Raw genomic sequence first — 22,485 nt, forward strand, 5'->3', positions numbered from 1 at the left:
GGATGAGTTTCCGGCACCCTTCTCGCCGGACGACCTCAGTGCAACTCACCGTCACAAGCTGGAACATCAACTCGGTCAGGCTGCGCATCGGCATGGTCACCGATTTTCTCGGCCGCCATGCGCCCGATATCCTCTGCCTGCAGGAGACCAAGACGCCGGACGAGCAGTTCCCGGCCAAGGCCTTCGAGAAGGCGGGCTATGTCCACCAGGCCTTCATCGGGCAGAAGGGCTATAACGGCGTCGCCATCGTCTCGAAGCTGCCCTTCAGCGAGCGCGACGCGATGGCGATGTGCGGTCGCAACGACGCCCGGCACATGACCGTGGTGCTCGATGCCGCCGCCGGTGCCGCCGCAGGCATCGCGATCCACAATTTCTACATCCCCGCCGGCGGCGACATCCCCGACCCCGCGAAGAACGAGAAATTCGCCCATAAGCTCGCCTTCCTCGACGAGATCGGCGCCTGGAACGTGGCGAAACGCCCGACCGACCGACCGGCGATCCTCGTCGGCGATCTCAACATCGCGCCCTACGAGCACGATGTCTGGAGCCACAAGCAGCTCCTCGACGTGGTCAGCCACACCCCGATCGAAACCACGACGCTGGAGCGGCTTCGCTCCGAAGGCGGCTGGACCGACGCGGCGCGCCTGCTGCGGCCGGAACCGGAGAAGCTCTACAGCTGGTGGAGCTACCGCGCCGCCGACTGGGAAGCATCGGATCGCGGCCGCCGGCTCGACCATATCTGGCTGTCGGACGCGCTGAGGCCGACGCTGCGCGACGTGACCTTCCTGCGCGAGGCGAGGGGCTGGGAACGGCCCTCGGACCATGTCCCGGTGACGGCGACGCTGCAGCTCTGAGGCAAGCTCAGCCCCGATCGATCGCGATCAGGGCCTCCCGCACAACCGTCAGCTGGTCGACGAAGCCGCGCAGCCTGTCGCTGATTGCCGCCGCGACGGCCTCCGCCGAGCCAGGTGATTCGGCCAGGACGCGGCGCATCACGCTGCGCGACAGGCGCATCACCTGCGTCGGCTCGCGGGCGATCGCCGTGACCGGGCGTGCGACGGCCGTGAACAGGGCCATCTCGCCGATCAGGGCGCCGGGGCCGACGATCTCCTGCGCCGGTTGCCCGTCCTCGCGACTGTCGAGCGCGACCGCCCCCGAAATCACCAGCACCGCCCCGTCCGACGGCTCGCCGACGCGAAACAGCACGTCACCCGCTCTCAGGATGCGGCTCTCCGCGGCGAAGGCAATCAGCCTCAGCGCATCGCGCTCCATCAGGCCCAGCAGCGGCTGCCGGGCCAGCAGGGCGATGTCGTCGTCGAGGGCCATATCCTAGGGGTTGAGCCGGTAGCCGCCGGCATCCGTCACCAGCAGGCGGGCATTGCCCGGGTCGGGCTCGATCTTCTGGCGCAGCCGGTAGATATGCGTCTCGAGCGTATGGGTGGTGACCTGGCTGTTGTAGCCCCAGACCTCCTGCAGCAGCACCTCGCGCGCGATCGGCTTGCGACCGGCCCGGTATAGGAAGCGCAGGATCGCGGTTTCCTTCTCGGTCAGCTTGGTCTTCGAGCCCTTCTCGCTGACGAGGAGCTTGGAGCCGGGGTGGAACGTATAGGGACCGACCTGGAAGACCGCGTCCTCGCTCGCCTCATATTGCCGCAGATGCGCGCGGATGCGCGCCAGCAGAACGGCGAACTTGAACGGCTTGACGACATAATCGTTGGCGCCCGCTTCCAGCCCCAGCACCGTGTCGGCGTCGGAGCCTTGGCCGGTGAGCATGATGACCGGGCTCTTGAAGCCGTTCTTGCGCATCAGCTTCACCGCCTCGCGCCCGTCCATGTCGGGCAGGCCGACATCCATGATGGCGAGGTCGATGCGCTCCGCCTGCACCGCCTTGACCGCGCCCGTGGCCGTGCCAGCGGTCGAGAGCTTGAACTCGTCATAGAGCGCGAGCTGCTCGGCGAGCGCGTCTCGCAGGGTCTGGTCGTCGTCGACCAGAAGGATATGATGCACGGCGGGCATGGGGATCGTTCGCACGAGAAATGACGCGTTACCATGAGCCCGCTGAATCGCGACCGCAAGTCACGCGCAATGGAATTCCCGTGAGAAACCGTGATCGGACAGGCTTCCGCCTGCCTCCAGGACGCCCCCGTCTGCTCTTGAGCCTGCGTGTCTTCGCCTCGGTCCGCGACCGCAGGAAGGGCTTTCTGGTCGCCGGTGGCGCGGCCTTTCCCTGCGCGCTGGGCCGCTCCGGCATCGGCACGCTCAAGCGCGAGGGCGACGGCCGGACGCCTCGCGCCGAACTGCCGCTGCGCCGCGTGCTCTACCGCGCCGACCGCATCGGCCGCCCGCTCAGCCTGCTGCCGCTGCGCAGGATCGCCCCGCGCGACGCCTGGTGCGACGATAGGACGGATCGCCGCTACAATCGCCTGATCGACCGCCCGCCCGGCGAAGCCGAGGAACGGCTGACCCGCGAGGACCATCTCTACGACGTCATCGTCGAACTCGGCTGGAACGACGCCCCGGTCGTGCGCGGGCGCGGCAGCGCGATCTTCTGGCACCTCGCCCGGCCCGGCTTCACCCCGACGGCGGGCTGCGTCGCGGTCGAACGTCACGTTTTTGCGAAGGTCCTGCCCCGGCTGGCACGGCGCTGCGTGATGCTGGTCAGATAAGTCGCGCCGGATTATGGAGGCTGCGAGCACCGTCTCGACCCTCTCCAGGCACCGTCCGACGGCCATGCGGGCACCGTCCCGCACCCGTCACGGTTTCCAAGCTCGAGACTGTCATGACCGACACCCCCTCCGACACCCTCCGTTTCGGCCGGATCGCCGCCACCATTGCCGTCGGCGACATGGCGCGCGCCTGCGATTTCTATGTCGGCGCGATGGGGTTCAGCAAAACCTTCGAAAACGGCGAGCCCGTCGGTTTCGTCATCCTGAAGCGCGATGCGGCTGAACTGCATCTGACGCTGCAGCGCAACCACAGGCCGGCGCCGTTCACTGTGGCCCACATGCTGGTCGAGGACATCGACACCCTGCACGCCATTATCCGGGCCCACGGCCTGCGCATCGTCAAGGGCCTGCGCGACAAGGACTATGGCCTGCGCGCCTTCGTCTTCGAGGATCCGGACGGCAACCGCATCGACGTCGGGGAACCCCTGAAGCGGTAGTCGCCCGGTGCGCCATCATTGCGAGCGCAGCGAAGCAATCCAGAAATGCAGTGCTCGACGCTGCCGGGATCTCTTCGCTGCGCTCGCAATGACGATAGACGCCTCAGCCCCGTGCACCGAAGATGGCGCTGCCGACGCGGACATGCGTCGCCCCGAGCTGGATCGCCGCCTCGTAATCGGCGCTCATGCCCATCGACAGGCCGCGCAGGCCGTGGCGGGCCGCGATCTTCGCCAGCAGCGCGAAATGCGGCGAGGGCGGATCCTCCGCGGGCGGAATGCACATCAGCCCCTCGATCACCAGACCGTGATGAACGCGGCAGCTCTCGAGGAAGGCATCGATCGCGCTGGGGCTGACGCCGCCCTTCTGCGGCTCGTCACCCGTGTTGACCTGGACATAGAGCGTCGGCGCCCGGCCGCTGCGCGCGATCTCGCGGGCCAGCTCCTTGGCGAGGCTCTCGCGGTCGAGCGAGTGGATCGCGTCGAAGAGCTCGACCGCCTCCCTCGCCTTGTTCGACTGCAGCGGCCCGATCATGTGGACCTGCGCGTCGGGAAAACGCTCTTTCAGCGCCGGCCATTTCGCCTTCGCCTCCTGGACGTAGTTCTCGCCGAAGATCCGCTGACCGGCCTCGAGCACCGGCAGGATCGCCTCGGCCGGCATTGTCTTGGACACCGCGATCAGCGCCACCGAATCGGGATCACGCTCGACATCGCGCGCGGCCCGCGCGATCGCCGCCCGGGTTTCCCTCCATCGCTTCACCGTATCGCTCATCGCATGCCCTCGTATGCCCGGCGCGGCGTTGACCGCGCCGCCTCAATGGTGTCCTAGTCCCGGCACCTCCGATGATGCAAGAATAGCCCGCTGCCATGGCCGTCGAACGCTACAATCCCAAGGAATCCGAGCCGAAATGGCGCGCCGTCTGGCAGGAGCGCAAGCTCTTCGAGACGCGCAACGACGACCCGCGGCCGAGCTACTACGTGCTCGAGATGTTTCCCTACCCGTCGGGCCGCATCCATATGGGCCATGTCCGCAACTACGCGATGGGCGACGTGGTCGCGCGCTACAAGCGTGCCAAGGGCTTCGCCGTGCTGCACCCGATGGGGTGGGACGCCTTCGGCCTGCCGGCGGAAAACGCCGCCAAGCAGAAGAACGTGCACCCGCGCGAATGGACCTACGCCAACATCGCCGCGATGCGCACGCAGCTCCAGTCCATGGGGCTCTCGCTCGACTGGAGCCGCGAGCTCGCGACCTGCGACCCGTCCTATTACCGCCACCAGCAGAAGATGTTCCTGGACTTCCTCAAGGCCGGGCTCGTCGACCGCAAGACGGCGAAGGTGAACTGGGATCCGGTCGACGAGACCGTGCTCGCCAATGAGCAGGTCATCGACGGCAAGGGCTGGCGCTCGGGCGCGCCGGTCGAGATCCGCGAGCTGACGCAGTGGTTCTTCAAGATCACGACCTTCGGTCAGGAGCTGCATGACGCGCTGGAGGGTCTGACCCGCTGGCCCGACAAGGTGCGGCTGATGCAGAAGAACTGGATCGGCCGTTCGGAAGGGCTGCTGGTTCGTTTCGCGCTCGAATCGAATGCCTTCGGCGCCGAAGAGGTCGAGGTCTACACGACGCGGCCCGACACGCTGTTCGGCGCGAAGTTCCTCGGCATCGCCCCCGATCACCCCCTCGCCAAGGCCGCCGCTGCGGAAAATCCGGCGCTGCAGGCCTTCATCGAGGAGTGCAAGCGCACCGGCACGGCCCAGGAGAACATCGACAAGGCCGAGAAGCTCGGCTTCGACACGGGCCTGCGCGTCGCGCATCCCTTCGATCCGTCCTGGACGCTGCCGGTCTATGTCGCGAACTTCATCCTGATGGAGTACGGCACGGGCGCCATCTTCGGCTGCCCGGCGCATGACCAGCGCGACCTCGACTTCGTCAACAAATACGGCCTCGGCAACATGCCGGTGGTCGCGCCCGAGGGCGTCGATCCGGCGAGCTTCGTCATCACCGACACGGCTTATGTCGACGACGGCCGCATGATCAATTCGCGCTTCCTCGACGGCCTGACGATTGCGCAGGCCAAGGAGGAGGTCGCCCGACGTCTCGAAAGCGAGAGCCGCGGCCATCGCCCGGTCGCCGCCCGCAAGGTCAATTTCCGCCTGCGCGACTGGGGCATTTCGCGCCAGCGCTACTGGGGCTGCCCGATTCCGGTCATTCATTGTTCCGCCTGCGGAACGGTTCCGGTCCCCGATGCCGACCTGCCGGTGAAGCTGCCCGACGACGTCTCCTTCAACCGGCCGGGCAACCCGCTCGACCATCACCCGAGCTGGAAGCATGTCGCCTGCCCGCAATGCGGCGCGGCCGCCCGGCGCGAAACCGACACGATGGACACCTTCGTCGATTCGTCCTGGTATTTCGCCCGCTTCACCGATCCCTGGCGGACCGAGAGCCCGACGGACCGCGCCGTCGTCGACCGCTTCCTGCCGGTCGACCAGTATATCGGCGGCGTCGAGCACGCGATCCTGCACCTGCTCTATTCGCGCTTCTTCACCCGCGCGATGAAGGCGACGGGCCATGCCGGGCTGGACGAGCCCTTCGACGGCATGTTCACGCAAGGCATGGTCGTTCACGAGACCTATCGCGACGCGGCCGGCAACTGGGTCGAGCCTGGCGATGTCCGCATCGAGACCGAGGGCAGCGAGCGTCGCGGCTTCCATGTCGAATCCGGCGAGCCGATCGAGATCGGTGCGATCGAGAAGATGTCGAAGTCGAAGAAGAACGTCGTCGATCCCGACGACATCATCGCCTCCTACGGCGCCGACACCGCCCGCTGGTTCATGCTGTCGGATTCGCCGCCGGACCGCGACGTGATCTGGACCGACGAGGGCGTGCAGGGTGCCGCGCGCTTCGTTCAGCGCCTCTGGCGTCTGCTGAACGAGATCGCCGAGCGGACCGGCAACGCCGCCACTGCGCCTGACGCGACCGGAGAGGCGGCCCAGACACTGCGCAAGGCCACCCACAGGGCGCTGGACGCCGTCGGCAACGATATCGAGCGGCTCGCCTTCAACCGCTGCATCGCGCATGTCTACACGCTGACCAACGCGATCGGGAAGGCGCTCGATGCGGCAGCCGAAAGCGCCACCCTGCCGCCGGATCAGGCCTTCGCGCTGCACGAGGCCGGCGTCGTGGTCACCCAACTCGTCGCGCCGATGATGCCGCATCTGGCGGAGGAATGCTGGCGGGTACTCGGCCAGATCGGCCTGGCCGGCGAGGCCGCCTGGCCGGTCGCGGAGGCCGCGCTGCTGAAGGACGACAGCATCGTTCTGCCCGTGCAGGTCAACGGCAAGAAGCGCGCCGAGGTGACCGTGCCAGCCGATGCGGATATCATCGCCGTCGAGGCGCTGGTGCGCGCATCCGATGTCGTCGCGAAGGCGCTTGACGGCCGCGCGATCCGCAAGATCATCGTGGTTCCCGGGAGAATCGTGAATGTCGTCCTCTGAGACTGGTCGCCCCGGAGCCCTGCGGGGCTCCCGCCTGATGCTCGCCGCGGCCCTGATCGCGGCAGCGGCAGCAGGCGGATGTTTCCAGCCCCTCTATGCCGAAAACACGCGCTCCATCACCGGCGGCAGCGTCAAGGACACCTTCAAGGAGATCCAGGTCCCCGAGATCAAGGGGCTGATCGGCCATTACCTGCGCAACGAGCTGGTCTTCGAGCTCGATGGCGGCAACGAGCCGGACCGCGCCAAAAGGCTGACCTTCCAGACGCAGATCTCCGAGGCGATCGAGGTCGTGACCGTCGACTACGCCAACGGCCGGGCCGATTCGGCCATTCTGGTCGCGACGGCGACATGGTCCCTCACCGATACGGCTTCCGGAAAGGTCGTCTCCAGGGGGAGCAATGTCGTCCGAGCTCCCTATGAGCGCTCGACGCAGCGTTTCGCCACGGTGAGGGCGGCCCGCGACGCCCAGATTCGTGCGGCGAAGAACCTCGCCACGCTGATTCGCGGGCAGATCGCCGCCGACCTCGTGGCCGGCTGAGCGGATCAGGACGCCGCATGGCCTCGATCAAGGCGCATGAGGCGGACCGCGCGCTCGCCCGGCTGGACCCCGCCTATCGCCTGGTGCTGATCTACGGTCCCGATGCCGGCCTCGTCTCGGAGCGCGCCGCGGCCCTCGCCCGGGCCCATGTCGACGATCCGCAGGATGCCTTCCAGCTCGTCCGGATGAGCGGCGACGAGATTGCCGGCGACCCGCTCAAACTCGTTGACGAAGCCAACACCATTGGAATGTTCGGCGGGCGGCGCGCGATCCGCGTCTCGCCTACCGCCAAGATGCTGCTCGCCGCTGTCGAGCCGCTCCTGGCCACCCCCTCGCAGGATGCCATCGTCATCGTCGAGGCCGGCGATCTCCAGCGCACCAATCCGCTGCGAACCGCCTGCGAGCGCGCACGGACCGCGCTCGCCGTGCCCTGCTATGGCGACGCCGCGCGCGATCTCGGCACCATCATCGACGAGATGGTCCGCGCCGCCGGCAAAAGCATCGACCGGACCAGCCGTGACCTGCTCGCCGGCCTGCTCGGCGGCGACCGGCAGACCTCGCGCCGGGAAATCGAGAAGCTTCTGCTCTATGTCGGCGACGATCCCACGATCGGGCAGGCGCATATCGAGGCCGTCGTCGGCGACACCGCCCAGCGCGAGCAGGCCATGCCCGTCGACGCCGTCTTCGCGGGGAAGCTGCCCGTCCTCGACCTCGCACAGGCCAAGCTCGCGAGCGAAGGACTTGATGCCGGCGTCATGCTCGGCGCCGTGCTGCGGCACGCTCTGGCGCTGCTGAAGGCCCGGCAGGGGGTCGATGCCGGCCGCAGCGCCCGCGACATGGTGGCGGCGATGCGCCTGCCCTATCCGCGCATCGCCACCACGGAGGCGGCGCTGTCGGCCTGGAGCACGGCGAAGCTGATGGAGGCGGTGACGCTGCTGGGCAATGCCACGCTCGCCGCGCGCCGCGACGGCGATCTCGGCCGGGCCGGCGCGACGCGGGCGCTGTGGACGCTGGCGCGCCTCGGCCGGGTGGCCGGGCGCGGGGACTAGTCGTTCAATCCTTCAGGCGGCGGCAGAGCGCGTCGAGCTGTTCCAGCGTCTTGTAGCTGATCTTGACCTCGCCGCTGCCAGTGGCGCGGTGGCTGATCGAGACGGACAGGCCGAGCGCCTCCTCCAGCGCCCTTTCGACCGCCCGCGTATCGGGGTCCTTCTCGACCCTGGGCTTGCTCGAGATGCTCTTGGTCTCGCCCCGCGACTCCTCCTGGACGATGCGCTCGATGTCGCGCACGCTCAGGCCCTCGTCGACGATCTTGCGCGCCATCAGTTCCGGGTCCGAAACGGAAAGCAGCGCACGGGCATGGCCGGCCGACACGGCGCCGTCGCTGACCATCTGCCGGACGGACGGCGGCAGCTTCGACAGTCGCAGCGTGTTGGCGACATGGCTGCGGCTCTTGCCGATCACCCGCGCCAGATCGGCCTGCGTGTAGTTGAACTCGGCGATCAGCTGCTCATAGCCCGCCGCTTCCTCGATCGCGTTGAGATCGGTGCGCTGCACGTTCTCGACGATGGCGATTTCGAGCGCCTCGCGATCATCGGCCTCGACGAGGATGACAGGGACATCGTGCAGCCCGGCCCGCTGGGCCGCGCGCCAGCGACGCTCGCCGGCGATGATCTCATAGGCATCAAGCATGCCGACGATTGCCCGCACGATGATCGGCTGCAGGATGCCGCGCTCACGCACGGACGCCGTCAGCTCCTCGAGATCCTCCTCCGCGAAGCTGCGGCGCGGATTGCGCGCGCTCGGCCGCAGGAACTCGACCGGAACGCGACGCTGGCCGCGAGCCCGCTCCAGCGCGCCGATCTCCTCGCCGACATCGCCGATCAGCGCTGCCAGACCCCGGCCCAGGCGCGAGCGCCCCTGTTCTTCGGCCATCGCCATCATTCAACCTCTGGTCAATGCTTCAGGCCGCCGCGCGCAGCGCACGCTCGCGGCGGATCACTTCGGACGCCAGCTTCAGATAGGCCTGCGAGCCCGAGCAGCGCAGATCATAAAGCAGCGCCGGTTTCCCGTACGAAGGCGCCTCCGACACCCGCACATTGCGCGGAATCACTGTCTCGTAGACCTTGTCGCCGAGGAATTCGCGCACATCGGCCATGACCTGGCCTGACAGGTTGTTGCGCGGATCGTACATCGTCAGCACGACGCCCTGGATGATCAGGCGCGGGTTGAGACCCGCCCGAACCTGCTCGACGGTCTTCAGGAGCTGGCTCAAACCTTCGAGCGCGAAGAACTCGCACTGCAGCGGCACCAGCACGGCGTCGGACGCCGTCATCGCGTTGATGGTGATCAGGCTCAGCGAAGGCGGGCAGTCGATCAGGACATAGGTCAGGTCCGAGCAGCGCTGGTCATAGACCAGCTCGTCGATCGCGTTCTTCAGCCGGTGCGCCCGGTCCTTGGAGGAGGCGATCTCGAGTTCGACACCGAGCAGGTCCAACGTCGAGGGCGCCAGGAACAATCCGGGAACAGCGGTTTCCTGCATCGCCTGGCCGAGCCCGACATCCCCGCAGAGCACGTCATAGGTGGAGGATTTGCGGCTGCGCCGGTCGACGCCCAGCCCGGTCGACGCGTTGCCCTGCGGGTCGAGATCGACGATCAGGACCTTTTCGCCGATCGCAGCCAGGGCCGTGCCCAGATTGATGGCCGTCGTGGTCTTGCCGACGCCGCCCTTCTGATTCGCGAGCGCCAGCACGCGCGGGCGGCGCGGCATCGGGATTGGCGTAAGATCGGTCATGGATCGGCCCGTTTCTCGGCTGCGCGGACCATCAGGATCCGGGCGGCCCCATCCGTCACGGAGGAAACCGTTGAGGCCTGAATCTTCCAATATCTGGACGACTCCGTCAATTCCGCATCTAGATGTTGTCCCTTCGGAAACAGTCCGAGGGTGCCTGTTCTCAACAGCTCTTTGCACCAGTCGAGCAGCTGCGGCAGTGGCGCCAGCGCCCGGGCCGTCACCACGTCGACGCGCCCGGTGAAATCCCCGATGACGTCCTCGATCCGAGCCGGATGAACAGTGACCGGCGCCCCAGTTAGGCGCGCGGCATGCCGCAGAAAGGCGCATTTGCGGCTGTTGCTCTCGACCAGATGGATGCGCCCGCCCTCGACTTCGGCGAGGCAGATTCCGATCACCAGGCCCGGGAAGCCCCCACCGGAGCCGAGATCGAGCCAGGTTCGGGCATCGGGCGCGAGCCGGAACAGCTGGAGGGAATCGGCGATATGCCGCAGCCAGACGTCGGCGAGGGTCGTGTTGGACACGAGATTCTTGGCCGCCTGCCAGCGCGCGAGTTCCGCCACCAGCAGCGAGAGCCGCTCCTCTGTTTCACGTGAAACAGGCGTCAAGCGCAAAGCGCGGGCACGGTCGGAATTATCAACAGTCATGGCGTGGTTATCAACAGTTCCGTCAGGGGACGGCGACAGACTCGGTCCGTTTCCTGCGGGCATGCGCCGCCAGCAGCGTCAACGCGGCCGGAGTCATGCCCTCGATCCGGCCCGCCTGGGCGATGTCGGCCGGTCTCTCGGCCGTGAGCTTCGCCTTCAGCTCGTTCGACAGGCCGGAAATCCCGTCAAGATCGAGATCATCCGGCACTTTCAGCGACTGGTCACGCTGATAGGCCGCGATCTCCCCGGCCTGGCGGTCGAGATAGACCGAATAGACCGCATCGGCCGTGACGCGAGCGATCACCCCGGGAGCGAAATCCCCCAGCTCGGGCCAGACCGCCGCCAGACGCTCGAAACCGATGTCGGGATAGGAGAGGATCTGATAGGCGCTGCGGCGGATGCCGTCACGATTGACCGCCAGCCCGGCCGCTTCGGCCTGTCGTGGCGTGAGCGTCAACGCCTGCAGCCGCGCCGTCAGCGCCTTGATGGCCTGGTTCCGTTCGGCAAAGGCGCCAAGCCGTTCCGAACCGACCACGCCCAGCGTCGCCCCCAGGGCCGTCAGCCGCTCATCGGCGTTGTCGACACGCAGCGAAAGCCGGAACTCCGCCCGCGAGGTGAACATTCGATACGGCTCCGTAACGCCACGGGAGACGAGGTCGTCGACCATGACACCGAGATAGGAGCTTGTCCGTGGCAGCACGATCGCCTCGGCGCCACCCGCCATCCGTGCCGCGTTCAGTCCGGCCAGCAGGCCCTGCGCTCCGGCTTCTTCATAGCCGGTGGTGCCATTGATCTGGCCGGCGAGGAACAGGCCACCCAGGGCGCGCGTCTCCAGCGTATTGCGCAGCGCGCGCGGATCGACGAAATCATACTCGATCGCATAGCCTGGGCGCAGCATCACGGCCCGCTCCAGACCCGGGATCGTCGCCAGCAATCCGCGCTGGACGTCCTCGGGCAGCGAGGTCGAGATTCCGTTGGGATAGACGGTATCGTCGTCCAGCCCCTCCGGCTCGAGAAAGATCTGGTGCCCGTCCCGGTCGCCGAAGCGGCCGACCTTGTCCTCGATCGACGGGCAGTAGCGCGGCCCCCGCCCCTCGATCTGCCCCGAGAACATCGGCGCGCGGTGCAGATTGGCCCGGATCAGCTCATGCGTCGCCAGTGTCGTCCGCGTGATCCCACAGGCGATCTGGGGATTGGTGATCGCCGTCGTCAGCGCCGAGAACGGCTCGGGCGGTTCGTCGCCGGCCTGCATCTCCAGGGCCGCCCAGTCGATCGTCCGCCCATCGAGCCGCGGCGGTGTGCCGGTCTTCAGCCGGCCGAGCGGGAAGTCATGGCGGGCGAGGGTGGCAGACAGCCCGGCGGAGGCCGCCTCGTCGACCCGCCCGGCCGGGATCCGCGTCTCGCCGATATGGATCAGGCCCCGGAGGAAGGTCCCCGTGGTCAGCACGACTGTTCCGCAGCCGAATCGACGGCCATCGGCGAGGACAACGCCGGCGACCCGGCCATGCGCGACATCGAGGTCGAAGACGTCTCCGGCGACGACGGAGAGGTTGGCCTGGGCGGAGACGAGGTCCTGCACCGCCGCGCGGTAGAGTTTGCGATCGGCCTGGGCGCGCGGTCCGCGGACAGCGGGACCCTTGCGACGGTTCAGCATGCGGAACTGGATGCCGCCGCGGTCGGCCGCCTTGGCCATCAGGCCGTCGAGCGCGTCGATCTCGCGCACGAGATGACCCTTGCCCAGACCACCGATCGCCGGGTTGCAGGACATGACCCCGATCGTGTCGAGACGATGCGTGATCAAGGCCGTGCGCGCCCCATAGCGGGCCGCCGCCGCGGCCGCCTCGACGCCGGCATGGCCGCCGCCCACGACGATGACGTCGTAACGGCTTTCGATGAGGTTCTGCGACATGAGATGTCGCTATCGAAGCCCCGGCGGGGGGTCAATCTCTATCCGACAATGTCGTTGCCGGCCTACTTGCCGATGCAGAAGCCTGCGAAGAGCTGATCCAGAACATCCTCGATGTCGACGCGCCCCAAAAGGCGCTCCAGCGCGCGCACGGCCAGGCGCAGATCCTCGGCGAGCAGTTCGGCCTGGTCATGCCGCCCGGAGCCGGCCCGCTCCAGCGCATCGATCGCCTGACCCACGGCGACGCGGTGCCGCTCGCGCGTCAGAAGCGCGGGCTCGACCACGCCTTGCCCGGCGAGGCGCTCGGCCATCAACGTCAAGAGTTCCGGGATGCCCTGGCCGGTCTGCGCCGACACCGCCACCTCGCCAGGCCTCGCCAGACCGGCGAGATCGACCTTGGTGGCCAGGGCGATAACACCCTCGCCGCCATGAAGCCGGTCCGGGTCCGAATCGATCGCCCGGAGGCTCAAAACGAGATCAGCCTTCTCGGCCAGCGCGCGCGCCCGGCGGACGCCTTCCGCCTCGATGGGATCGGTGCTGTTGCGGAGCCCGGCTGTGTCGATCAGCGTGACCGGCAGCCCGGCCAGGTCGAGGCGGACTTCGATCGCGTCCCGGGTCGTTCCGGCAATCGGGGAGACGATGGCGACGTCGCGGCGCGCCAGCGCGTTGAGCAGGCTCGACTTGCCGGCATTCGGCGGCCCCGCCAGGACCACGACGAAGCCCTCGCGGATGCGCTCACCTCGGGCAAATCCGCCCAGGGCCTCGCGCAGTTGACCGAGAACATCGCCGACCGTCCCGAGCGCCCGCTCGATGAGGGGACCCGTGACGTCGGCCTCGTCGGAAAAGTCGATCTCGGCCTCGAGCAGCGCCATCGCTTCGATCAGCGATCGCCGCCAGTTCGCGGCAGCGATGCCCAGCGAGCCGTCCATCTGCCGCAGCGCCTGCCGACGCTGCCATTCCGTTTCCGAATCGATCAGGTCGATCAGCCCTTCGACCTCGCTGAGGTCGAGCTTTCCGGCCTCGAAGGCACGTCGGGTGAATTCGCCCGGCTCCGCCAGACGGATCCCGGGGAGGTCGCACAACACCTGCAGCAGCCGCGCCAATACGGCCCGGGCACCATGAATGTGGAGCTCGGCGACGTCTTGACCGGTGAAGCTCGCAGGGGCGGGAAAATACAGGACGAGCGCCTCGTCGATCGCCTCGCCGGCGGGGTCGCGCAGCGTGCGAAGGGACGCCCGGCGGGGCAAGGGGAGGTTCCCGGCGATTGTTTCGACCGCGAATCGGACACGCGATCCCGACAGCCGGACCACGGCGACACCGGCGCGACCGGCCGCCGACGACAGCGCCGCGATGGTCGGCAGATCATCGAGGGCACTCATGCCGGACCCGTCTTCATCCAGTACGGATACGAATCGATCCGCCGGGGTGGATCAGGTGTTCATCGAGTCGAAGAAGTCGGCGTTCTGCTTGGTCTGGCGCAGCTTGTCCATCAGGAACTCGATCGCGTCCTGCGGGCCCATCGGATTGAGGATGCGGCGCAGGACATAGGTCTTGGCCAGGACATCCTTCGGCGTGATGAGCTCTTCCTTGCGGGTGCCCGACTTGAGGATGTCGATCGCCGGGAAGATGCGCTTGTCGGAGACCTTGCGGTCCAGCACGATTTCCGAGTTACCGGTGCCCTTGAACTCCTCGAAGATCACCTCGTCCATGCGGCTGCCGGTGTCGATCAGCGCGGTCGCGACGATGGTCAGCGAGCCGCCCTCCTCGATGTTGCGGGCCGCGCCGAAGAAGCGCTTGGGGCGCTGCAAGGCGTTGGCGTCGACACCGCCGGTCAGCACCTTGCCGGAGGAGGGGACCACCGTGTTGTAGGCGCGGCCGAGGCGGGTGATCGAGTCCAGCAGGATCACCACGTCGCGGCCATGTTCGACCAGGCGCTTGGCCTTCTCGATGACCATCTCGGCCACCTGGACGTGGCGGGTCGCCGGCTCGTCGAAGGTCGAGGACACGACCTCGCCCTTGACCGAGCGCTGCATGTCCGTGACCTCTTCCGGGCGCTCGTCGATCAGCAGGACGATGAGGTAGCATTCCGGGTGGTTGGTCGTGATCGACTGCGCGATGTTCTGCAGCAGGACGGTCTTGCCGGTCCGCGGCGGCGCGACGATCAGGGCGCGCTGGCCCTTGCCGATCGGGGCCACGATGTCGATGACGCGGGCCGAGAAATCCTTCTTCGCCGGCTCCGCAACCTCGAGCCGCAGGCGCTCATCAGGATAGAGCGGCGTCAGGTTGTCGAAATTGATCTTGTGCTTGATCCGCTCGGGATCCTCGAAATTGATCGTGTTGACCTTGAGCAGGGCAAAATAGCGCTCGCCGTCCTTCGGGCTGCGGATCGGGCCTTCGACCGTGTCGCCGGTGCGCAGGCCGAATTTCCGGATCTGCGTCGGCGAGACGTAGATGTCGTCGGGGCCCGGCAGATAGTTCGAATCGGGCGACCGCAGGAAGCCGAAACCATCCGGCAGCACCTCGACGACGCCCTCGCCGAGGATCTCGGTCTCCCGGGCGGCGAGCTGCTTCAGGATCGCGAACATCAGCTCCTGCTTGCGCATCGTGCTGGCGTTCTCGACCTCGAGCCCCTCCGAGAAGGCGAGAAGTTCGGTCGGCGACTTGACCTTGAGGTCTTGGAGCTTGATTTCCCGCATGGGGCACCCGGATCGAAAATGTCTCGGCTCAGGAGGCCGGGACCAGGACGGTAAGGAAATGATCGACAGGCCCGGACGGACGGCGCTGGGGTTGAGCGCCACGAGCGGCTGCCAGGGCAGTCGGCTCACGAACCATCGACAACAGGGAGAACGCTGGAGAAGCGTTCCGTCTGATAACCGGAAACGCCGTCCGGCTCAAGCGGCAAACCGCATCGGTCTCAGAACGGTTTGACGATGACGAGAATGACGATGCCGACCATCAGCACGGCCGGCACCTCGTTGATGATCCGGTAGAAGCGGCCCGACTTCGTGTTGCGATCCTCGGCGAAGTCCCGCACCCGTCCGACGAGGTAGCCATGGACGCCCGACAGCAGCATGACGAGCAAGATCTTGCCGTGCAGCCAGCCGCCTTTGAAGCCGAACGCATCCCAGGCGAGGTAAAGCCCCAGCACCCAGGTCACGATCATCGCGGGGTTCATGATCCCCTTGAGCAGCCGGCGTTCCATGACCTTGAAGGTCTCCGACTGGACCGACCCGGGCGCGGCATCGACATGGTAGACCATCAGCCGCGGCAGGTAGAGCATCCCGGCCATCCACGAGATCACCGCCAGAACGTGGACGGCCTTCAGCCAGTCATACATCGCGCATCTGCTCCGCCATGGCCGCTGCGGTCAGCCCCGGACCGCAGCCAGCAGCCGCTCGACATGCGCGATTGGCGTATCCGGCAGGATGCCGTGCCCGAGATTGAAGACGAAGGGCCCTTTGCCGAAGGCCGCCATCACAGCCGCAATCTCGCGCTCCAGCTCCGGACCACCGGCCCGCAGAACCAGCGGATCGAGATTGCCCTGGACCGGCACGAGCGATTGGATTTTGTCGCGGGCGAAACCACGATCGATTTCGGATTCGAGGCCGACGGCATCGACGCCCGTCCCGCGGACATAGGCCGGAATCAAGCGCCCCGCCCCACGCGGGAAGCCGATGATCCTCGCCTTAGGCTGCCGGGCCCGCACGCCCTCGACGATTCGCCGCGTCGGCGCGATGCACCAGCGCTCGAAATCGGCCTCGCCCAGCGAACCCGCCCAGCTGTCGAAGATCTGCACGGCATCGACCCCGGCCTCGATCTGCGCGTTGAGATAATCGATCGAGGTGTCGACGATCCGGTCGATCATCAGCCGGAACAGCGCTTCGTCGCGGGTGAAGAGGTCCTTGGCTGGCCCCTGGTCAGGCGTGCCGCGGCCCGCGACCATATAGGTCGCCACCGTCCAGGGCGCACCACAGAACCCGATGAAGGCTGTTTCCTTCGGCAGCGAAGCGCGGACGCGACGCACCGTCTCGATGACGGGATCGAGCACGGAAAGCCCGGCTTGCCTGTCGATCTCGGCAAGCCTTTCCCGATCGGCAACCGGCTCGAGACGGGGACCTTCGCCCTCGACGAACCAGAGCTTTTGGCCGAGCGCCTGCGGCACGACGAGAATGTCTGAGAACAGGATCGCGGCATCGAATCCGAAACGCCGGATCGGCTGCAGCGTGACCTCGGCAGCCCATTCGGGATTGTAGCAGAGGCCAAGGAAGCTGCCGGCCTTGGCGCGGAGCTCACGGTACTCCGGCAGATAGCGCCCCGCCTGGCGCATCATCCAGATTGGCGGTGTCGGCAGGGCCTCGCCGGAAAGGGCCCGCAGGAACGCAGGCTGGTCAGGTGTCGTGAGGCTCATCGGCGATCCATCCCCCATCTCTCTTAAATAGATTTCTAGAGAGAGAATCTTCTTTTTTGACTCTTGGATGGGGGCAGATAGCCCGACGCAATCCGATCCACAACCTGTCCACAGGTGTCCAGCCTGAGGCAGGCGAGGCGCGCTGTCCACCCGGCCAGCGTTAACGGTTTGTTAACCCGTGCGAATCGCGACCGCCCATCGGCGCGGCAAAATGATTCACGTGAAACACGTCAGCCTCTCCCCACAGCCTCTGGCCTGTTAACGGATCATTAGGGTTATACAGACCTTAACGCCGCCGCCCTCCGGAGACGGTTTTGTCCACAGCGCTCCCCAGGCAACCCGCAACGGCCGGCGCCCTGGCCCGGCTCACCGTCGAAGCGCCCAGAGCCGGCCGATTTGCTTTGGCGGCCTGCCGGGCTAGAGGTTGCTGACCGCGCCATCGCCCCGGGGAGCCCCGTGCACCGCAATTACTTTCACCTCCACCTGGTGTCGGACGCGACCGGCGAAACCCTGATCGCCGTCAGCCGCGCCGCTGCAGCGCAGTACGAAACGGTGTCCGCGATCGAGCATGTCTATCCGCTCGTCCGTTCGGAGGCGCAGCTCGCCCGCGTCCTGGCGGAGATCGAGGCCTCCCCCGGCGTCGTGCTCTACACGCTGGTCGAGCCGGAATGGTCGCAGCGGCTGGAGAATTTCTGCCGGGAACTGGGCTGCCCCTGCCTGTCGGTGCTCAACCCGGTGCTCGCGCTCTTCCAGTCCTATCTCGGCCAGGCCTCGGCCCCGAAGCCCGGCGCGCAGCATGTGCTGAACGCTGAGTACTTCCGCCGCATCGACGCGATGAACTACACGCTGCTGCACGACGACGGCCAGCTCGGCGGCGATCTCGAGTCGGCCGACATCATCCTCGTCGGCATCAGCCGGACCTCGAAGACGCCGACCTCGATCTACCTCGCCAATCGCGGCATCAAGACTGCCAACATCCCGCTGGTGCCGAACGTGCCGTTGCCGGCCGAACTCGAGCACGTCCGCAAGCCGCTCATCGTCGGCCTCGTCGCCAGCCCCGACCGTATCGTCCAGATCCGCCAGAACCGGCTTCTCTCGCTGCGGGCCGATGACGAGACGCCCTATGTCGACCCGGCCTCGGTGGCCGACGAGGTCGCCCAGTCGCGCCGGCTCTGTGCCCGCAAGGGCTGGCCGGTGATCGATGTGACACGCCGCTCGATCGAGGAGACGGCTGCCTCGATCCTCGATCTGCTGCGCGACCACCGCATGAAGTTCATCGCGACATGATAGCGGGTTCCCGCCTCCGGCTCTCGCCTCAACCGTTGGTGCTGGCCTCGGGCAGCATCACCCGGCGCGACATGCTGATGGCGGCTGGTGTCCCCGTGGAAACCGTGAAGCCGGCGGTCGATGAGAGGGCGGTCGAAGCGCCCTTGCTGGCTGCCGGTGAACCCGCGGCGCGGATCGCTCTGGCCCTCGCTCAGGCCAAGGCCTCAGCCGTCTCGGCACAGCAGCCGGACAGGCTGGTCCTGGGAGCCGACCAGACGCTGGCCTGTGCAGGGGAAGCTTTTCACAAGCCGGCGGACCGTGCCGCGGCGGCGCGGCAGATCGCCGCTCTGGCCGGCCGCGACCATGAGCTGCACAGCGCCTTCGCGCTGGTGCGGGGTGGCAAGGTGCTGGCCGAAGGTCACCAGACCGCCCGGCTCACCATGCGCCCGCTGACGCCGGGCTTCATCGAATCCTATCTCGACACGGTCGGCGATGCGGCTTTCTCCAGCGTCGGCGGCTACCAGATCGAGGGCCTGGGCGTGCAGTTCTTCGAGCGCATCGAGGGCGACCATTTCACCATTCTCGGCCTGCCGCTGCTGCCTGTCCTGGCGGCACTGCGCGATCTCTCCGTCCTTGCCCGCTGAGTCCGACGATCCATGACACCACGCTGCTTTGTCCTCGGGCATCCTGTCGCCCATTCCCGCTCGCCGCTCATCCATGGCAGCTGGCTCGCCGAGTACGGCCTCGCCGGCAGCTACGAGCGCATCGATGTGGCCCCGGCCGATCTGCCGGCCTTCGTCGCAAGGTTGCGTGCGGGCGAGTTCACGGGCGGCAATATCACCGTCCCGCACAAGGAGGCGATGCTCGCGCTGGTGGATCATGCCACGGATGCCGCGCGCGCCATCGGCGCGGTCAACACGCTCTGGCGCGAGGGCGAACGGATCTGCGGCGACAACAGCGACGTCTCGGGCTTCCTCGCCCATCTCGACGCCACGGCCCCGGGCTGGGACGGGCGCGTCGGGACGGCGCTGGTTCTGGGCGCGGGCGGCGCCGCCCGCGGCATCGCCTTCGGGCTCAAGGGTCGCGGCATCGGCCGGATCATCCTCGTCAACCGCAGCCATGCGCGGGCCGAGGAACTGGCGGCCGCGCTCGGCGGGAGCGTCGAAGCGGCCGACTGGACACGGCGCGACGCGCTCGTCGGCGACGCCGACCTCGTGATCAACACGACGGCGCTCGGCATGCACGGCCAACCGCCGCTGGAAATCGATCTCGCGCGCCTGCGCCCGGGAACCCTCGTCGACGACATCGTCTATGTCCCGCTGCAAACGCCGCTGCTGATCGAGGCGACGCATCGCGGCGGCATCCCCGTCGATGGGCTCGGCATGCTCCTGCACCAGGCGGTTCCGGGTTTCGCGCGCTGGTTCGGGGTGACGCCGACCGTCACGCCGGCGCTGCGGGCGCGGCTCGAAGCCGATATCCTCGGCCACTGATTCGCAGGGCGAGCCCGCCTCGGGCTCCGGGACGCGGCACGCCATGACCTTCATCCTCGGCCTGACCGGCTCGATCGGCATGGGCAAGTCGACCACCGCCGCGCTGTTTCAGGCGCGCGGCATTCCGGTCCATGATGCCGATGCCACTGTCCATGCGCTCTATCGCGGCCGGGCCGTTCCCCTGATCGCGGCGGCTTTCCCCGACGCCGTCCGCGATGGCGCGGTCGACCGGGTCAGCCTCTCGGCTGCCGTGCTGGGCAAGCCGGAGGCGATGGCGCGGCTGGAGGCGATCATCCATCCGCTTGTCCGCGAGGAAGAGGCCAGCTTCCTGCACGGGTGCCAGCAAAGGGGGGTGGGCCTTGCCGTGCTCGACGTGCCGCTGCTGCTGGAGACGGGTGGCGAGTCGCGCTGCGACGCGGTCCTCGTCGTCAGCGCCCCGGAGGCTGTCCAGCGTGCCCGGGTGCTGGCCCGGCCAGGCATGACCCCCGAGCGGCTCGACGCGATCCTGGCCCGGCAGATGCCGGATGCGCAGAAGCGCGCGCGCGCCCATTTCATTGTGGACACGTCGCGCGGCGGTGTGGCGGCGGGCCGGCAGGTCGGGTCTATCCTGCTCGCGCTCGCCGGGCGTCCGGGCCGGGGCGGGCGAGGGTGGACCGACGACCATGCGTGAGATCGTTCTCGATACCGAGACCACCGGCGTCGAGGCGCTGGGCGGCGACCGCGTCGTCGAGATCGGCTGCGTCGAGCTCGTCAACCACTGCCCGACGGGGCGCAGCTTCCACGCCTACATCAATCCCGAGCGGCCGATGTCGGAGGGGGCCTTCAAGGTCCATGGCCTGTCGGACGCCTTTCTGGCACCCCAGCCCATCTTCGCGGCGATCGCCGACGAGTTCGCCGGGTTCATCGACGGCGCGCGGCTGGTCATCCACAACGCCGCCTTCGACGTCGGCTTCCTGAACATGGAGTTCCAGCGCATCGGCCGGCCGCCGATCGAGTCCTCGCTGGTCGTCGACACGCTCTCCATGGCCCGCCGCAAGCATCCGGGCGCCTCCAACAGCCTCGATGCGCTGTGCACGCGCTACGGCATCGACAACAGCCGCCGCACCCGCCACGGCGCGCTGCTCGACGCCGAGATCCTGGCGGAGGTCTATATCGAGCTGATCGGCGGCAAGCAGGCGTCGCTGGGGCTGGGGGCCGGGGAGGCCGGAGGCAGCGGCCTGGCGCCGATCCGGATCGAGCGGCCGCAGCGCCAGCGCCCGCTGCAGCCGCGGCTGGACGAGGCCGCCATCGCCGCCCACGAGGCCTTCATCCGATCGCTCGGCAAGAACCAGCTCTGGCGCGGCTATCTCGGCATCGCCGAGGAGGGCTGACGCCCTCCTCAGTCGCCCTTGCGGCGCATCGCTCGGCGCGACAGCATGTTGAGCGCCTCGACCATCGCCGAGAACGCCATCGCCGCATAGATATAGCCCTTGGGCACATGGGCGCCGAAGCCCTCAGCGATCAGCATGCCGCCGATCATCAGCAGGAATCCCAGCGCCAACATCACGATGGTCGGGTTCCGCTCGATGAACAGCGCCAGCGGGTCGGCCGCCAGCAGCATGACCAGCACGGAGACGAGGACCGCGATGACCATGACCGGGATGTGGTCGGTCATGCCCACCGCGGTGATGATCGAATCGATCGAGAAGACCAGGTCGAGCAGCAGGATCTGGAAGATCACGCCGCCGAAGGTGACGGTCGCGGCACGGCCGCCGTCGAACACGTCCGGTCCGTGATCGGGATCGACCTTGTGGTGGATCTCGACGGTCGCCTTCCAGACCAGGAAGAGCCCGCCGACGATCAGGATGAGGTCGCGCCAGGAAAAGGCCTTGCCGAAGACCGAGAAGATCGGCGCCGTCAGCTGCACGATGATCGCGACCGTGCCGAGCAGGGCCAGCCGCAGGAACAGGGCGAGCCCGATGCCGATCTTGCGCCCGCGCGAGCGCTGCTCCTCCGGCAGCTTGTTGGTGAGGATCGAGATGAAGATCAGGTTGTCGATGCCGAGGACGACCTCCATGGCGATCAGGGCGCCGAGCGCAGCCCAGACCGTGGGATCGGCGGCGAGCGTCATGAGATAGTCCATCTGTCCTCCGGCAACGGCACGATCGACGGGCAGCGTTCAGCCGTCCGCCGGGACTCAAGAGGAGGTGGCGAGCGGTGGGCACCCCGGTCAGGCAAACCTGTCGGGAATGCCAGGACGGCGCAAACGAAAAAGGGCCCCGCGGGGCCCTTGGTCGTCATGGCGTCGGTCGCGCTTCAGGCGAGCGGGGCGCCCTGCTGCGCCTGGAACTCCTGCATGCGCTGCTGATACAGCGCCGCGAAGTCGATCGACGGCACATAGAAGGGCGGGAAACCGCCGCCCTGCACCGCTTCCGCGATGATCTGGCGGGCGAACGGGAAGAGCAGGCGGGCGCAGTCGATCACGAGCACGGGATGGATATGCTCCTGCGGAATGTTCAGGAGCCGGAACACGCCGCCATAGCTGAGATCGAAGGCGAACAGCATCTCGCCGTTGAGCTCGGCCTTGCCCTCGAGCTGAAGCACGGTCTCATAGTCGTTCTCGCCCAGCGCGCTGCTGGAGACGTTGACCTGCAGCGACATCTGCGGGCCTTCCTGGGCCTGCTGCTGGCCGAGTGCGCGTGGCGCCTTGGGATTCTCGAAGGAGAAATCCTTGGTGTACTGGATCAGGGCGCTCATGCTCGGCGCTGCGTCTGCGGCACCGTTGCCGTTGGGAAATTCGTTGGCCATCGG

General features: G+C 67.5%; 23 protein-coding genes and 1 pseudogene. 11 read left to right on the forward strand and 13 right to left on the reverse strand.

Going from position 1 to position 22,485, the window contains the following annotated elements; all coding sequences use genetic code 11:
* Positions 1-38 precede the first annotated feature (38 nt).
* On the forward strand, positions 39-854 hold the full coding sequence (gene xth, locus BSY19_RS04970; protein ID WP_069053175.1) for an exodeoxyribonuclease III: 816 nt from the start codon (positions 39-41) through the stop codon (positions 852-854).
* A 7-nt stretch (positions 855-861) separates the two neighbouring features.
* Here the strand turns inward: xth and BSY19_RS04975 are convergent, their stop codons facing one another.
* Entirely contained in the window at positions 862-1,326 is a 465-nt protein-coding gene (locus BSY19_RS04975) for a Crp/Fnr family transcriptional regulator (protein WP_069053176.1), read from the reverse strand.
* Positions 1,327-1,329: 3 nt separating this feature from the next.
* Positions 1,330-2,016: a response regulator transcription factor gene (locus tag BSY19_RS04980; protein WP_066733763.1), complete on the reverse strand. Its 687-nt coding sequence runs from the start codon at positions 2,014-2,016 to the stop codon at positions 1,330-1,332.
* 137 nt (positions 2,017-2,153) lie between these two features.
* On the opposite strand from BSY19_RS04980, the gene BSY19_RS04985 reads away from it, so the two are divergent.
* Both BSY19_RS04985 and BSY19_RS04990 read left to right on the forward strand, forming a co-directional pair.
* A complete protein-coding gene (locus BSY19_RS04985; RefSeq protein WP_236840472.1) occupies positions 2,154-2,666 on the forward strand; it encodes a L,D-transpeptidase family protein in 513 nt (170 codons plus the stop codon).
* 113 nt (positions 2,667-2,779) lie between these two features.
* The gene (locus tag BSY19_RS04990) at positions 2,780-3,163 is read left to right on the forward strand and encodes a VOC family protein (protein ID WP_069053177.1); all 384 of its coding nucleotides are present in this window, start codon (positions 2,780-2,782) and stop codon (positions 3,161-3,163) included.
* A 103-nt stretch (positions 3,164-3,266) separates the two neighbouring features.
* Here BSY19_RS04990 and BSY19_RS04995 read toward each other — a convergent pair whose 3' ends face one another.
* Complete coding sequence (locus tag BSY19_RS04995; protein WP_069053178.1) at positions 3,267-3,932, reverse strand: YggS family pyridoxal phosphate-dependent enzyme; 666 nt, start codon at positions 3,930-3,932, stop codon at positions 3,267-3,269.
* Positions 3,933-4,027: 95 nt separating this feature from the next.
* Between BSY19_RS04995 and leuS the strand changes: the two genes are divergently transcribed.
* Genes leuS through holA form a run of 3 tightly spaced genes read left to right on the forward strand, consistent with a single transcriptional unit; the run spans position 4,028 to position 8,239 of the window.
* Entirely contained in the window at positions 4,028-6,652 is a 2,625-nt protein-coding gene (gene leuS, locus BSY19_RS05000; RefSeq protein ID WP_069053179.1) for a leucine--tRNA ligase, read from the forward strand.
* Positions 6,639-7,190 carry an LPS assembly lipoprotein LptE gene (locus BSY19_RS05005; protein WP_069053180.1) on the forward strand — a complete coding sequence of 184 codons (552 nt, stop codon included), beginning with the start codon at positions 6,639-6,641 and terminating at the stop codon, positions 7,188-7,190. Before leuS ends, BSY19_RS05005 begins: the two co-directional genes overlap by 14 nt.
* 17 nt (positions 7,191-7,207) lie before the next feature.
* Positions 7,208-8,239 carry a DNA polymerase III subunit delta gene (gene holA / locus BSY19_RS05010; RefSeq protein ID WP_069053181.1) on the forward strand — a complete coding sequence of 344 codons (1,032 nt, stop codon included), beginning with the start codon at positions 7,208-7,210 and terminating at the stop codon, positions 8,237-8,239.
* 4 nt (positions 8,240-8,243) lie between these two features.
* On the opposite strand, the gene BSY19_RS05015 is transcribed toward holA, so the two are convergent.
* From BSY19_RS05015 to hemE, 8 genes and pseudogenes are all read right to left on the reverse strand, one after another.
* Entirely contained in the window at positions 8,244-9,122 is an 879-nt protein-coding gene (locus BSY19_RS05015; protein ID WP_069056870.1) for a ParB/RepB/Spo0J family partition protein, read from the reverse strand.
* 28 nt (positions 9,123-9,150) lie between these two features.
* Positions 9,151-9,981 (reverse strand): ParA family protein, encoded by an 831-nt coding sequence (locus BSY19_RS05020; protein ID WP_069053182.1) that lies wholly within the window; start codon positions 9,979-9,981, stop codon positions 9,151-9,153.
* Positions 9,978-10,625, reverse strand: a complete 648-nt coding sequence (rsmG, locus tag BSY19_RS05025) for a 16S rRNA (guanine(527)-N(7))-methyltransferase RsmG (protein WP_069053183.1) — start codon at positions 10,623-10,625, stop codon at positions 9,978-9,980. The genes BSY19_RS05020 and rsmG overlap by 4 nt, the downstream gene beginning before the upstream one ends.
* Before the next feature lie 22 nt (positions 10,626-10,647).
* On the reverse strand, positions 10,648-12,534 hold the full coding sequence (gene mnmG, locus BSY19_RS05030) for a tRNA uridine-5-carboxymethylaminomethyl(34) synthesis enzyme MnmG (protein ID WP_069053184.1): 1,887 nt from the start codon (positions 12,532-12,534) through the stop codon (positions 10,648-10,650).
* A 62-nt stretch (positions 12,535-12,596) separates the two neighbouring features.
* Positions 12,597-13,910: a tRNA uridine-5-carboxymethylaminomethyl(34) synthesis GTPase MnmE gene (gene mnmE, locus BSY19_RS05035; RefSeq protein WP_069053185.1), complete on the reverse strand. Its 1,314-nt coding sequence runs from the start codon at positions 13,908-13,910 to the stop codon at positions 12,597-12,599.
* A 51-nt stretch (positions 13,911-13,961) separates the two neighbouring features.
* Entirely contained in the window at positions 13,962-15,227 is a 1,266-nt protein-coding gene (gene rho / locus BSY19_RS05040; RefSeq protein ID WP_069053186.1) for a transcription termination factor Rho, read from the reverse strand.
* Between the two features lie 218 nt (positions 15,228-15,445).
* A pseudogene (gene hemJ, locus BSY19_RS05045) lies at positions 15,446-15,868 on the reverse strand (protoporphyrinogen oxidase HemJ); the annotation flags it as partial.
* 30 nt (positions 15,869-15,898) lie between these two features.
* Positions 15,899-16,957, reverse strand: coding sequence for a uroporphyrinogen decarboxylase (hemE, locus tag BSY19_RS05050; protein ID WP_442856698.1), 1,059 nt, complete (start codon positions 16,955-16,957; stop codon positions 15,899-15,901).
* A 438-nt stretch (positions 16,958-17,395) separates the two neighbouring features.
* Here hemE and BSY19_RS05055 point away from each other — a divergent pair, with 438 nt between their 5' ends.
* The 5 genes from BSY19_RS05055 to dnaQ are packed head-to-tail and all read left to right on the forward strand — an operon-like array spanning position 17,396 to position 21,065.
* The gene (locus BSY19_RS05055; protein WP_069053188.1) at positions 17,396-18,226 is read left to right on the forward strand and encodes a pyruvate, water dikinase regulatory protein; all 831 of its coding nucleotides are present in this window, start codon (positions 17,396-17,398) and stop codon (positions 18,224-18,226) included.
* Positions 18,223-18,849: a Maf family protein gene (locus BSY19_RS05060; RefSeq protein WP_069053189.1), complete on the forward strand. Its 627-nt coding sequence runs from the start codon at positions 18,223-18,225 to the stop codon at positions 18,847-18,849. The genes BSY19_RS05055 and BSY19_RS05060 overlap by 4 nt, the downstream gene beginning before the upstream one ends.
* A gap of 12 nt (positions 18,850-18,861) precedes the next feature.
* Positions 18,862-19,695, forward strand: a complete 834-nt coding sequence (locus BSY19_RS05065) for a shikimate dehydrogenase (protein ID WP_069053190.1) — start codon at positions 18,862-18,864, stop codon at positions 19,693-19,695.
* 43 nt (positions 19,696-19,738) lie between these two features.
* On the forward strand, positions 19,739-20,365 hold the full coding sequence (coaE, locus tag BSY19_RS05070; RefSeq protein ID WP_069053191.1) for a dephospho-CoA kinase: 627 nt from the start codon (positions 19,739-19,741) through the stop codon (positions 20,363-20,365).
* On the forward strand, positions 20,358-21,065 hold the full coding sequence (dnaQ, locus tag BSY19_RS05075; RefSeq protein ID WP_069053192.1) for a DNA polymerase III subunit epsilon: 708 nt from the start codon (positions 20,358-20,360) through the stop codon (positions 21,063-21,065). The genes coaE and dnaQ overlap by 8 nt, the downstream gene beginning before the upstream one ends.
* 8 nt (positions 21,066-21,073) lie before the next feature.
* Here the strand turns inward: dnaQ and BSY19_RS05080 are convergent, their stop codons facing one another.
* Complete coding sequence (locus tag BSY19_RS05080; RefSeq protein ID WP_069053193.1) at positions 21,074-21,817, reverse strand: TerC family protein; 744 nt, start codon at positions 21,815-21,817, stop codon at positions 21,074-21,076.
* A 173-nt stretch (positions 21,818-21,990) separates the two neighbouring features.
* Complete coding sequence (gene secB / locus BSY19_RS05085; RefSeq protein WP_069053194.1) at positions 21,991-22,482, reverse strand: protein-export chaperone SecB; 492 nt, start codon at positions 22,480-22,482, stop codon at positions 21,991-21,993.
* Between the last annotated feature and the right edge of the window lie 3 nt (positions 22,483-22,485).

Origin of the sequence: Bosea sp. RAC05, assembly GCF_001713455.1 — a bacterium.
Taxonomy (GTDB): Bacteria; Pseudomonadota; Alphaproteobacteria; order Rhizobiales; family Beijerinckiaceae; genus Allobosea.